Below are 11937 nucleotides of genomic sequence, written 5' to 3'. Positions count from 1 at the left end.
GTAACTTCGGCAGGGGCGGGGTTCGGTGATCGGACCGTGGCAGCGGTAGAGTGGTCCAAGGTTCAGCACGAGCCACCGGCATCCCCGCCCGAACGCACCACCGAGCATCCCCCGGCGCCCCGGCGCCCGGCAGCTCCGGTGCGAACGTGTATCGGATGCCGTAAGCGCGAGCTGGCCGCCGATCTGTTGCGGATCGTGGCCCGGAACGGCAGCGGCGACGTTGTCGAGATCGTGCCCGACCCGCGGCGCAGACTTCCCGGACGGGGTGCCTGGTTGCACCCCTTTTCGGCTTGTCTGAGCCTGGCGGTTCGGCGCCGAGCGATCGGCAGAGCACTACGAGTGTCCGGACATCTGGATATCTCAGCCCTGGAGCATTACCTCGAGAACAGGCACGAGCACTCATGAGCACACCGTGAAGTACCAACGATGAACGTCCATCGGAGATAACCCGAGGTCGTGCGGGCCGCCGTCCCCTGAACAACGGTGGCGCTGCTCGACCTCTCAGTGAGGAGAGCAGTGGCAGGCAAGGCCCGCGTGCACGAGTTGGCCAAGGAACTCGGTGTCACGAGCAAGGAACTACTCGCAACGCTCAAGGAGCAAGGCGAGTTCGTGAAGTCGGCGTCGTCGACGGTGGAAGCACCCGTCGCGCGCCGGCTGCGTGAATCGTTCGCATCCAAATCCGCACCGGCGAACGGTGCCAAGGCCGGGGCCAAGCCCGGTCCGTCGACCGCGGCCCGTCCGGCCGCCAAACCCGCCGCGGGTGGTCCGCGTCCGGGTCCGCGTACCCCGGCGCCGGCCCAGGCCGCCGCTCCCGAGGCGCCCGCGACCCCGGCCCCGCGTCCCGGCCCGGCCGTGAAGCCCGGTCCCGCGCCCGCTCCCGCCAAGGAAGCCGCGCAGGCCCCGAGCCCGGCCCCGGCCGCCAAGGCCGCCCCGCAGGCCCAGCCCGGTGCCCGGCCAACGCCGGGTGCTCCGCGTCCCGGTCAGCAGCAGCGTCCGGGTGCCCCGGCGCAGGGTGGTCCGCGTCCGGCCGGTCCCAAGCCCGGCCCGAAGACCCCGCGCGTCGGCAACAACCCCTACTCGTCGGCTCCCGCGCCCGAGCGTGAGCGTCCGGCCCCGCGTCCCGGCCCCGGCCAGGCCGGTGGTCGTCCGGTGCCCGGTCAGGGTGGTCCGCGTCCGGGTCCGGCGCAGGGCGGTCCCCGTCCCGGCCCGGCCCAGGGTGGTCCGCGCCCGGCCGCCGCGCAGGGCGGTGGCCCGCGTCCCGGCGGTCCGCGTCCGAGCCCCGGCTCGATGCCCCCGCGTCCCAGCCCCGGTGCCATGCCTGCGCGTTCGGCGCGTCCGGGCCCGACCGGCGGCGGTCGTCCCGGTCGTCCCGGTGCCGGCGGCGCCGGTCGTCCCGGTGGCGGCGGCGGTGGCGGCTACCGCGGTGGCGGTGGCGGTGCACCCGGTGCCGGTGCCGGTGCACCCGCGGCCGGTGGTTTCCGCGGTCGTCCCGGTGGCGGCGGTGGTCGCCCGGGCGGTCCCGGCGGTCGCGGTGGTGCGGCCGGTGCGTTCGGCCGTCCCGGTGGCGCTCCGCGTCGTGGCCGTAAGTCGAAGCGGGCCAAGCGCGCCGAGTACGAGAACATGCAGGCGCCCGCCGTCGGCGGCGTGCGGCTGCCGCGCGGCAACGGCGAGATCATCCGGCTCGCCCGCGGCGCCTCGCTGTCGGACTTCGCCGAGAAGATCGACGCGAACCCGGCCTCGCTGGTGCAGGCCCTGTTCAACCTCGGTGAGATGGTCACCGCGACCCAGTCGGTGAACGACGAGACCCTCGAGCTGCTCGGCAGTGAGATGAACTACGTCGTGCACGTGGTCAGCCCCGAGGACGAGGACCGCGAGCTGCTGGAATCGTTCGACCTCAGCTACGGCGAGGACGAGGGCGGCGAGGAAGACCTCGAGCAGCGTCCGCCGGTGGTGACCGTCATGGGTCACGTCGACCACGGTAAGACTCGACTGCTGGACACCATCCGCAAGGCCAACGTCCGCGAGGGCGAGGCCGGCGGCATCACCCAGCACATCGGCGCCTACCAGGTGCTGACCCACCTCGGTGAGGACGATCGCCTGATCACCTTCATCGACACCCCGGGTCACGAGGCGTTCACCGCCATGCGTGCCCGCGGTGCCAAGGCCACCGACATCGCGATCCTGGTGGTCGCCGCCGACGACGGCGTCATGCCGCAGACGGTGGAGGCGATCAACCACGCCCAGGCGGCCGACGTGCCGATCGTGGTCGCGGTCAACAAGATCGACAAGGAAGGCGCGAACCCGGAGAAGATCCGGCAGCAGCTGACCGAGTACAACCTGGTGGCCGAGGAGTACGGCGGCGACACCATGTTCGTCGACATCTCCGCCAAGCAGGGCACCAATATCGACGCTCTGCTGGAAGCGGTGCTGCTCACCGCCGACGCGGCGCTGGACCTGCGGGCCAACCCGGACATGGACGCCCAGGGTGTCGCCATCGAGGCGCATCTGGACCGCGGTCGCGGCCCGGTCGCCACGGTGCTGATCCAGCGCGGCACGCTGCGCGTCGGCGATTCGATCGTGGCCGGCGACGCCTACGGTCGCGTGCGCCGGATGGTCGACGAGCACGGCGAGGACGTCGAGGCGGCGCTGCCGTCGCGGCCGGTCCAGGTCGTCGGTTTCACCTCGGTGCCCGGCGCCGGTGACAACCTGCTCGTCGTCGACGAGGACCGCATCGCGCGCCAGATCGCCGACCGGCGCAACGCGCGCAAGCGCAACGCGCTGGCCGCACGCAGCCGCAAGCGGATCAGCCTGGAAGATCTGGATGCCGCGCTGAAGGAGACTTCGGAGCTGAACCTGATCCTCAAGGGCGACAACTCCGGTACCGTCGAGGCCCTCGAAGAGGCGCTGCTCGGTATCGAGGTCGACGACGAGGTGCGCCTGCGGGTCATCGACCGCGGAGTCGGTGGCGTCACCGAGACCAACGTCAACCTGGCCTCGGCCTCGAACGCGATCATCATCGGGTTCAACGTGCGCGCGGAGGGCAAGGCGACCGAGCTGGCCAACCGCGAGGGCGTCGACATCCGGTACTACTCGGTGATCTACCAGGCCATCGACGAGATCGAGAAGGCCCTCAAGGGCATGCTCAAGCCGATCTACGAAGAGGTCGAGCTGGGCCGCGCGGAGATCCGGGCGATCTTCCGGTCGTCGAAGGTCGGCAATATCGCCGGTTGCATGGTCACCTCGGGTTCGGTCAAGCGCAATGCCAAGGCGCGCCTGCTGCGCGACAACGTGGTCATCGCCGAGACCGTCACCATCTCCTCGCTCAAGCGGGAGAAGGACGACGCGACCGAGGTCCGCGAGGGCTTCGAATGCGGTATGACGCTCACCTACTCCGACATCAAGGAAGGCGACGTCATCGAGGCCTACGAGTTGCGCGAGAAGCCGCGCGACTGATCGTGACGAACACCGGGTGACCGGCGGGTGATCGCCCGCCGGTCACCCGGTCGCGTCGCCCGGAACTGGAGGTTGTGTGTACCTCGGTGCACTCGAGTTCGACATCCTGCTCGGAGACGTGCATTCGCTGAAAGAGAAGCGTTCGGTGATCCGGCCCATCCTGGCCGAGTTGCAGCGCTTCGGGGTGAGTGCCGCCGAGGGCGGGGAACATGACCGCTACCGTCGCTCGTTGCTCGGAGTAGCCATGGTCAGTGCCGGAATGGACCATCTGACCGAGGTGCTCGACAAGTGTGAACGGCATGTCGCGGCACGTCCGGAGTTACAGTTGCTGGCGGTACGCCGCCGGGTCTTCGGACCCGAAGATTAGCGGTGGCAGCGACGGGCCCGGAGGAGGCAGCCTGCGTAACCACGTAGGGCCCCGCTGCTACCGCAAATTGGATATTGATCTTATTCTCAGTGAGGAAGGAGCGGCCATGGCGGATCAAGCCAGGGCACGCCGACTCGCCAAGCGGATCTCGGCGATCGTCGCTACGGCGATCGAATACGAGGTGAAGGATCCGCGGCTGCGGTTCGTGACCGTGACCGATGCGAAAGTGACCGGCGATCTCCGCGACGCCACCGTGTACTACACGGTGATGGGCGAAACCGTCGACGCCGAACCGGATTATGCCGCCGCGGCAGCGGGTCTGGAGAAGGCCAAGGGCGTGCTGCGTTCGAAGGTGGGCGCGGGAACCGGGGTCAAGTTCACCCCGACGCTGGCGTTCGTCCTCGATACCGTGCCGGACGCGGCGCGGCAGATGGAGGACCTGCTGGCCAAGGCCAGGGCCGCCGACGACGAGGTGGCGAAGGTGGCCGCCAACGCCACTCACGCCGGCGACGCCGACCCGTACAAGGTGGACTCCGATGAAGACTAGGGCGCGGCTGTCGTCGCGTCCCGGCCGTCGTCAGCGCTTCCCGCGTTCGCGGGGATGATCCGGAACTCGCGGTAGGCGATGACGACAACTGGACAGCGGGCGGGAGCGGCCGGTCCGGCCCCCGAACCGATCGATGGCGCGGCGGCCGAGCGGCCCGGCGCCGCCGATTTCGAAGCGGCCGCGCGAGCGCTGGCGGCAGCCGGGTCGGTCACCATCGTGTGCCACGTGCAGCCCGACGCCGACACCATCGGCAGCGGGCTGGCGCTCGCGCAGGTGCTGGACCGGCGGGGGACCGCGGTGCGGGTGTCGTTCGCCGAACCCGCGCAGCTGCCGGTCTCGATGAGTTCGCTGCCCGGCGCACACCATCTGGTGCCGCCCGGCGAGGTGCCCGCCGAGACGGATCTGCTGGTCGCCGTCGACTGCGGTAGTGCGGCCCGGCTGGGCGCGCTGGCCGACCGGCTCGACGGCGCGCGCAGCACGCTCGTCATCGACCATCACCGGTCCAACACGCGCTTCGGCACCATCAATCTCGTCGACCCATCGGCCGAATCCACCACCAGCGTGCTCACCCGGCTGTTCGATGCCTGGGGTGAACCGATCGACCGGCCGGTGGCGCACTGCCTGTACGCGGGCCTGGTCACCGACACCGGTTCGTTCCGGTGGGTCCGGCCCGGCACCCATGAACTGGCCGAACGGCTGCTGGCCACCGGCATCGACGGCGCCGAGATCGCCCAGACCCTGCTCGACACCCATCCCTTCGGCTGGCTGCCGATGCTGTCGCGGGTGCTCGGTTCGGCCCGGCTGGCGCCGCAGGTGCACGGGGGAGTGGGCCTGGTGTACGCGTTCGTACGGCGCGCCGACCTGGACGGGGTGACGCAGGAGGAAGCCGAGAGCGTCGTCGATATCGTGCGCACCACGGCCGAAGCCGGGGTGGCCGCGGTGTTCAAGGAATCCGCGGAGCCCGGCCGCTGGACGGTCTCGCTGCGCTCCAAGGACAGCGGCCCGGACCGCCACGACGGACTCGATGTCTCCGCCGTCGCCACCGCGCTGGGCGGCGGCGGACATCGCTACGCCGCGGGCTACACCGCGCACGGAACGCCGGAGGAGATCGTCGCCGAATTGCTCGCGGGTCTGGGGTGAGTGCGCCGAGGCGGGCCGAGGCCTGCGGCCATGGCGGTCCGGCAGCCCCGCCGGAAGCCGATCCGGTCGCTGACGCCGGGCCGCGCCGCATTCTCGGGTTGGCGTTACCGACGCTGGGTGTCCTCGTCGCCGAACCTCTGTATCTGCTGTTCGACCTGGCGGTGGTCGGCAGGCTGGGCGCGTTGGCGCTCGCGGGCCTGGCCGTCGGCGGATTGATTCTGGCGCAGGTGAGTTCGCAGCTGACCTTCCTCGCCTACGGCACCACGGCGCGGGCGGCGCGCAAGCATGGGGCGGGTGACGAGCGCGGTGCGGTCGCCGAAGGTGTGCAGGCGAGTTGGCTGGCCGCGGGGATCGGGCTGCTGATCGTCGCGGTGGTGCAGATCTTCGCGGTGCCGATCGTCGCGGCGATCTCCGGCGGTGGTGATATCGCGGCCGAAGCGCTGGACTGGGTGCGGATCGCGCTGTTCGGCGTCCCGCTGATCCTGCTGTCCATGGCGGGCAATGGATGGATGCGTGGCGTGCAGCAGACGCGTCGGCCGTTGACATATGTCGTTGCCGGCCTGGCGTTATCGGCCGCGTTGTGCCCGGTGCTGGTGCATGGGCTACTCGGTGCGCCGCGAATGGAATTGCCCGGTTCGGCGGTGGCCAATGTCATCGGGCAGGCGGTGACGGCCGCGCTGTTCGTGTCGGCGCTGGTTCGCGAACGGGTCGAGCTGCGCCCGCACCCGTCGGTCATGCGCGCGCAACTGGTGCTCGGCCGGGATCTGATCGCCCGCAGCCTCGCCTTCCAGGCCTGCTTCGTCTCGGCCGCCGCGGTCGCCGCCCGGTTCGGTGCGGCCTCGGTCGCGGCGCATCAGCTGGTGTTGCAGCTGTGGAACTTCCTCGCCTTGACCCTGGATTCGCTGGCCATCGCGGCGCAAACACTGGTCGGTGCGGCACTCGGCGCGGGCAACGCTTCCGGGGCTCGTGGGCTGGCCCGCCGGATCACCGGCTGGTCGGAGATCTTCGCGCTCGGCCTGGCCGCGCTCTTCGCCGCCGGTGCCGCGGTGATTCCGCCGCTGTTCACCGACGATCCCGCCGTGCTCGATCGCACGGGAGTGGTGTGGTGGTTCTTCGTCGCGTTGATCCCGGTGGCGGGCGTCGTCTTCGCGCTCGACGGCGTACTGCTCGGTGCCGGCGACGCCGCCTATCTACGCACCACCACCCTCGGCGCCGCGCTGCTCGGCTTCCTGCCCGCCATCTGGTTGTCGCTGGTCTTCGATTGGGGGATCGCCGGTATCTGGTCGGGCCTGATGGCGTTCATGGTGCTGCGGCTGATGGCCGTCGTCTGGCGGGCGTTGTCCGGCCGCTGGGCCACCGTGGGCGCCGAGGTGCCGCGTGCCGCACGGTGAGCGCGTCGCCGGCGGCCGGCGCATCCCGCGAGGTCCGAGCCGACGCGACGGTGGTCCCCGCGCTCGTAGTCACACCGGTATGCCAAGGTGGGTGTGGTGATACCCAAGTTGATGGCGGTGAGCGACATTCATGTCGGGCACCAGGGCAATCGTCCCGTCGTCGAACAGATCAAACCCGACTCGCCGGAGGACTGGCTGATCGTCGCCGGTGACGTCGCGGAGAAGTCCGATGACATCCGGTGGGCGCTGGAGCTGCTGCGCAGCCGCTTCAAGACGGTGATCTGGGTGCCGGGCAACCATGAACTGTGGACCACGGCCAAGGACCCGGTGCAGATGCACGGCCTCGCGCGCTACGAGTACCTGGTCTCGATCTGCCGGGACCTGGACGTGCTGACCCCGGAAGACCCGTTCCCGGTGTGGCGGGGCGCGGGCGCGGAACAGTACGGCGGCGCGGTGACGCTGGCGCCGATGTTCCTGCTCTACGACTACTCGTTCCTGCCCGAGGGCACCAAGACCAAGGCCGAGGGCCTGGCGCTGGCGCGCGAACGCAATGTGGTCGCCACCGACGAGTTCCTGCTCTCGCCCGATCCCTACCTCACCCGCGACGCCTGGTGCCACGCCCGCGTGCAGGTCACCGAGCGCAAACTCAACGCGCTGCCCGAGGGCACTCCGCTGGTGCTGATCAACCATTTCCCGCTGGTCCGCGAACCCACGGACGTGCTGTTCTATCCGGAGTTCGCGCTCTGGTGCGGCACCGACCTGACCGCCGACTGGCATATCCGCTACAACGTGGTCTGCTCGGTCTACGGCCACCTGCACATCCCGCGCACCACCTATTACGAGGGTGTCCGCTTCGAGGAAGTGTCGCTGGGTTATCCGCGCGAATGGCAGCGCCGCGGCCTTCCCGACAATCTGCTGCGCCAGATCCTGCCCGAGCCGGAGTATCCGCCGGGCACGCTCAACTCCTGGGGCGGGCATTTCAAAGTGACGCCGGAGATGGAAGCCGCTGCCGCGGAGATGCGCAGCAAAGCACAACGCCGCCGCGGGATCTAGCCTGGCGGTGTGCCGCAGGCCGGAATGAGGGTTCGGCCCGATGCGCCGTCGGGGTATGCGCCGGCGGAGCTGTCGGCGTGCGGTATCCCGCTGCCCGGGCAGCGACCGGGGCGCCACGCGCACCTACTAGGCTCGATCGCGATGATCGAGAACATTCTGCCCGCCGGGGTCGCGTCGGCCGAGCTGCTGACCTACCCGGAGGGTCTGCGGGCGCATCCGGCCGAAGAGCATCTGATCGCGAAATCGGTGGAGAAGCGCCGCCGCGATTTCATCGGCGCACGCCACTGCGCGCGGCTGGCGCTGGCGCAGCTGGGTGAGCCGGAGGTCGCGATCGGCAAGGGTGAGCGCGGCGCGCCGGTGTGGCCGCGCGGGATCGTCGGCAGCCTCACCCATTGCGACGGTTACCGGGCCGCGGCGCTGGCCCACAAGCTGCGCTTCCGCTCGGTCGGCATCGACGCCGAACCACACGATGCCCTGCCCGAGGGCGTACTCGATTCGGTGAGCCTGCCCGCCGAACGGGAATGGTTGCGCGCCACCGATTCCGCGCTGCATCTGGACCGCCTGCTGTTCTGCGCGAAAGAAGCCACCTACAAGGCGTGGTTCCCGTTGACCGGCCGCTGGCTCGGCTTCGAGGACGCCCACATCGCCTTCACCGTCGACGATTCCTCCGACAAGGCCTCGGGCACCTTCCGCAGCGAACTGCTCGTCCCCGGCCAGGTCACCGACGGCGGCGTGCCGCTGACCTCGTTCGACGGCCGCTGGCAGATCGCCGACGGCCTCATCCTCACCGCGATCGTGCACGCCTGATGGCCACCGACAAGCCGGTGCTCGGGCCGGACGGGCTCGGCGGTCTGCTGATCGTCGACAAAGACGGCGGGCTGACCAGCCACGACGTCGTCGCCCGATGCCGGAAACTGTTGCGCACCAAGAAGGTCGGGCACGCGGGCACACTCGACCCGATGGCCACCGGCGTGCTGGTGCTCGGTGTCGAACGCGCCACCAAACTGCTCGGCCTGCTCACCCTGACCACCAAGGCCTACACCGCCACCATCCGGCTCGGCCAGGCCACCACCACCGACGACGCCGAGGGCGAGATCCTCTCCACCCAGTCGGCAGCTGCCGTCACCGAGGCCGATATCGCCGCCGGGATCGCCGCGCTCACCGGCGAGATCCAGCAGATCCCGGCCACGGTCAGCGCCATCAAGGTCGACGGCGAACGCGCCTATGCCCGTCACCGTGCCGGTGAGGAGGTGCGGCTGGCCGCCCGGCCGGTCACCGTGCACCGCTTCGACCTGCTGGACCGGCGCACCGCCGGTGACTTCATCGATCTCGATGTGGTGGTGGAATGCTCCTCGGGTACCTACATCCGGGCCCTGGCCCGTGATCTGGGCGAAGGGCTGGGCGTCGGCGGTCATCTCACCGCGCTGCGCCGCACCCGCGTCGGACCGTTCACCCTCGACCACGCCCGCACCCTCGACCAGCTCGCCGACGAGCCGGGGCTGAGCCTCGATATCGACGCCGCCATCCGCACCGCGTTCCCGCATCGCCGCATCGATAAGGCCGAGGCCGAATCGCTGCGCGACGGCCGCTGGCTCGACCCGATCGGCCTGTCCGGGGTGTATGCGGCGCTGACCGAGGACGGCACCGCCATCGCGCTACTGGAGGAGAAGGGCAAGCGGGCCGCGCCCGTCATGGTGGTCCGCCCGCGCGGACTGGCCTGATCGGCGTCAGCCGGCGGAGTTCGCAGCGCCCAGCAGCGGCTGCAGGGCGCCGAGCAGGGCGCCGACACTGACCTGATTCATCTGCTCGCGGGTCAGGCTGCCGTTTTCCAGCCAGTCGATCGTCAGCACGCGCACGTAGGTCAGCCACGACATCAGCACCGCCGACGTGGCCTCGCGCAGTTGGCCTTCCACGCCGAGCACATCGAGCAAACGCCTGCGCAGCTCACCCAGTTCGCCGGAGATGATCGCCTGGATGGTCGGGTCGGTGGCGAGCACGCGGTTGGCGGCGATCACCGCATGGGCATTGGCCTCGAAGTAGTCGAAGTGCGCGTCCAGGCCGGCGGCCAGCTGCTCGGCGAGCGGGGCGGCGGGGTCGAGTTCGGTGGCCACCAGCAGGTCCGCCGATGCCTGCTCGTAGACGGCGGCGAACAGCTCCCGCTTGGACGGGAAGTGCCGGTAGAGCAGTGCGCGCGACACTCCGGCCGCCGCGGCCACGTCCTCCATCAGCACCTTGTCGTAGGGGCGGTCGGCGAACAGGCCTGCACCGGCGTCGACGAGCAGGCGGCGGCGTTGTTCCGGGGCGAGCCGGCGTCGGTTGCTCATCCGCACATCGTAGTTGACGCGTGTCTACTAATGCTCGTATGGTCTTGGTAGACGCACGTCTACTAACGCGCCGGGTGGGCGGCGCAGCAATCGATGTCACGCCGACGGAATTGCGGCTGATCGGAGGGTCCTGATGACTCGCGCACTCACCTGGCTGACCTGGACGATGGGCGTCGCCTGCGTCGCCATCGGCTGCTACCACCTGGCGCTGGGCAAGGATTCGGTGCCCGATATGGAGTGGAACGGGGTGACCGCCGACAGCCAGAGCCGGTTCTTCGGCGCGATCTTCGTCGGCTACGGCCTGGCGTGGATCTGGGCGGTGCGCCAGTCGCCGATCAACCTGTGGGCGGTGCGCTGGCTGGCCGCGATCTTCGCCCTCGGCGCGGTCGGGCGGTTGATCTCGCTGGCGGTGCACGGGTGGCCGCACTGGTTCCAGATCGTGCTCACCGTCATCGAGATCGTATTGTCGCCGGTGTTTTTCGCGCTGGCCGCGGTGATCGAGCGTCGGCAGCAACCGGTGGCCGTTGCCGCATGAGGCCGGGCGCACGCCCAGTCAGTCGGAAATGCCCGGCGTGGATCACATCACCGGCCGGCTGCCAGTCCTGGACCAGGAACCGTTGACCAGGGTGCTATGCGCCTGGCCGAGTCGGCCGGGGTGAGTTCGGGATCGGCTGTTGTGCAGCGACTCTGCCGGGCCCGATGATGGATGGATCGCGCCGCGTCGCCGCCGAGTGAGCACGCCGACCTGCGGTAACTCCCGGCGATTCGCGCGCGATAGGCGGGTAATAACCGGTCGACCACAGGCGGTGACCATGCGCGCGATCATGCACACGGTATTCGGCCTCGCCGCCGCGGCGGCGTTGCTGACGGCCTGCGGGGACGACAGCGGCACGGCCGGAACGGCCACCTCGGCATCTCCCGGCGCCACCTCCGCGACTACACCCGGCCCCGCGGTCGCCACACCCGCGCCCTTCCGGATCCCTCCGCTGAACGGTCCACCCGAACCCGCACGGCCGCAACAGCCGCCGGGCGCACCCTCGCAACCGGTTCCGCCACCGGCGCAGGCGTACGGGACCGCCGTCATCCGCACCCAGACGCTGTCCGGCGTCGGCGTGCCCGCTGTGCCCGTCAATGTGCGCCTGGTCCAGCCCTGTGATCCGGCCACCCGTGACATCCCGGTGGGGGAGACGACTGAGGTGCTGCGCCGCGACGGCGTCACCGATGCCAGCGGCGTGACCAGCTTCGAAGTCCCGGTCGGCTGTTACTACTTCGGCATGGACCCGCCGCCCGGCACCACACCGGTCCCGGAGGGCATGCACAGTCTGTTCATAACCCGCGCCGGCGAAACCGTCGACGGCACATTGCGTTTCGAAGAGCCGGGGCTGCCACCACCGTGCGCCGCCGAGACGATCGAGCGCGATCTCGGCGTCGGACCCGAACTGGCGAACGCATCCGCCACCGTCAGCGACTGCGACGGCCGGTGGGCGATCATCGTGTGGGATACCCCCGGCGACAGCCAGCGCCTGGTCCGCCACGACGGCACCACGTGGTCAACCTATGTCGCCTTCCCGCACGAGACCTGCTGGTCCCAGGCAGTCGCCGACGGCGTGCCGGGCCGTTTCGAGAAGTACTTCCCGGCCTGCTAGACCGGCGAGCCGGCCG

At 70.2% G+C, this 11937-nt stretch carries 12 protein-coding genes; 11 read left to right on the top strand and 1 reads right to left on the bottom strand.

The features are described from left to right. Window positions 1–138: 138 nt before the first annotated feature. The 9 genes from NOCYR_RS30575 (at window position 139) to truB (ending at window position 9672) form a co-directional block, all read left to right on the top strand. The gene (locus tag NOCYR_RS30575) at window positions 139–405 is read left to right on the top strand and encodes a YlxR family protein (protein ID WP_231855961.1); all 267 of its coding nucleotides are present in this window, start codon (window positions 139–141) and stop codon (window positions 403–405) included. Between the two features lie 111 nt (window positions 406–516). Then, the gene (infB, locus tag NOCYR_RS18870; RefSeq protein ID WP_014351999.1) at window positions 517–3453 is read left to right on the top strand and encodes a translation initiation factor IF-2; all 2937 of its coding nucleotides are present in this window, start codon (window positions 517–519) and stop codon (window positions 3451–3453) included. Window positions 3454–3529: 76 nt separating this feature from the next. Further along, window positions 3530–3820 (top strand): DUF503 domain-containing protein, encoded by a 291-nt coding sequence (locus NOCYR_RS18865; RefSeq protein WP_014351998.1) that lies wholly within the window; start codon window positions 3530–3532, stop codon window positions 3818–3820. A gap of 106 nt (window positions 3821–3926) precedes the next feature. Further along, window positions 3927–4367 (top strand): 30S ribosome-binding factor RbfA, encoded by a 441-nt coding sequence (rbfA, locus tag NOCYR_RS18860; protein WP_014351997.1) that lies wholly within the window; start codon window positions 3927–3929, stop codon window positions 4365–4367. 78 nt (window positions 4368–4445) lie between these two features. Further along, on the top strand, window positions 4446–5507 hold the full coding sequence (locus NOCYR_RS18855; protein WP_014351996.1) for a DHH family phosphoesterase: 1062 nt from the start codon (window positions 4446–4448) through the stop codon (window positions 5505–5507). 89 nt (window positions 5508–5596) lie between these two features. Beyond that, a complete protein-coding gene (locus NOCYR_RS18850) occupies window positions 5597–6898 on the top strand; it encodes an MATE family efflux transporter (RefSeq protein WP_148280920.1) in 1302 nt (433 codons plus the stop codon). Window positions 6899–6994: 96 nt separating this feature from the next. Beyond that, complete coding sequence (locus tag NOCYR_RS18845) at window positions 6995–7951, top strand: metallophosphoesterase family protein (RefSeq protein WP_014351994.1); 957 nt, start codon at window positions 6995–6997, stop codon at window positions 7949–7951. 141 nt (window positions 7952–8092) lie between these two features. Then, window positions 8093–8758, top strand: a complete 666-nt coding sequence (npt, locus tag NOCYR_RS18840) for a 4'-phosphopantetheinyl transferase Npt (protein ID WP_014351993.1) — start codon at window positions 8093–8095, stop codon at window positions 8756–8758. After that, on the top strand, window positions 8758–9672 hold the full coding sequence (gene truB / locus NOCYR_RS18835) for a tRNA pseudouridine(55) synthase TruB (RefSeq protein ID WP_014351992.1): 915 nt from the start codon (window positions 8758–8760) through the stop codon (window positions 9670–9672). The genes npt and truB overlap by 1 nt, the downstream gene beginning before the upstream one ends. Before the next feature lie 6 nt (window positions 9673–9678). Here truB and NOCYR_RS18830 read toward each other — a convergent pair whose 3' ends face one another. Further along, window positions 9679–10275 carry a TetR/AcrR family transcriptional regulator gene (locus NOCYR_RS18830; RefSeq protein WP_014351991.1) on the bottom strand — a complete coding sequence of 199 codons (597 nt, stop codon included), beginning with the start codon at window positions 10273–10275 and terminating at the stop codon, window positions 9679–9681. Between the two features lie 133 nt (window positions 10276–10408). Here NOCYR_RS18830 and NOCYR_RS18825 point away from each other — a divergent pair, with 133 nt between their 5' ends. Together NOCYR_RS18825 and NOCYR_RS18820 are read left to right on the top strand one after the other, a co-directional pair. Next, window positions 10409–10810 (top strand): DUF4345 domain-containing protein, encoded by a 402-nt coding sequence (locus NOCYR_RS18825; RefSeq protein WP_014351990.1) that lies wholly within the window; start codon window positions 10409–10411, stop codon window positions 10808–10810. Between the two features lie 277 nt (window positions 10811–11087). Next, on the top strand, window positions 11088–11921 hold the full coding sequence (locus NOCYR_RS18820) for a hypothetical protein (protein WP_014351989.1): 834 nt from the start codon (window positions 11088–11090) through the stop codon (window positions 11919–11921). Window positions 11922–11937 lie beyond the last annotated feature (16 nt).

Origin of the sequence: Nocardia cyriacigeorgica GUH-2 (genome assembly GCF_000284035.1) — a bacterium.
Classification (GTDB): Bacteria; Actinomycetota; Actinomycetes; order Mycobacteriales; family Mycobacteriaceae; genus Nocardia; species Nocardia cyriacigeorgica_B.
This window is presented reverse-complemented; position numbering and strand designations above follow the sequence as displayed.

Coding starts and splice junctions, on each gene's coding strand:
- NOCYR_RS18855 (WP_014351996.1), top strand. CDS start 4,446: ATGACGACAACTGGACAGCGGGCGGGAGCGGCCGGTCCGGCCCCCGAA.
- NOCYR_RS18830 (WP_014351991.1), bottom strand. CDS start 10,275: ATGAGCAACCGACGCCGGCTCGCCCCGGAACAACGCCGCCGCCTGCTC.
- truB (WP_014351992.1), top strand. CDS start 8,758: ATGGCCACCGACAAGCCGGTGCTCGGGCCGGACGGGCTCGGCGGTCTG.
- npt (WP_014351993.1), top strand. CDS start 8,093: ATGATCGAGAACATTCTGCCCGCCGGGGTCGCGTCGGCCGAGCTGCTG.
- NOCYR_RS18820 (WP_014351989.1), top strand. CDS start 11,088: ATGCGCGCGATCATGCACACGGTATTCGGCCTCGCCGCCGCGGCGGCG.
- NOCYR_RS18825 (WP_014351990.1), top strand. CDS start 10,409: ATGACTCGCGCACTCACCTGGCTGACCTGGACGATGGGCGTCGCCTGC.
- rbfA (WP_014351997.1), top strand. CDS start 3,927: ATGGCGGATCAAGCCAGGGCACGCCGACTCGCCAAGCGGATCTCGGCG.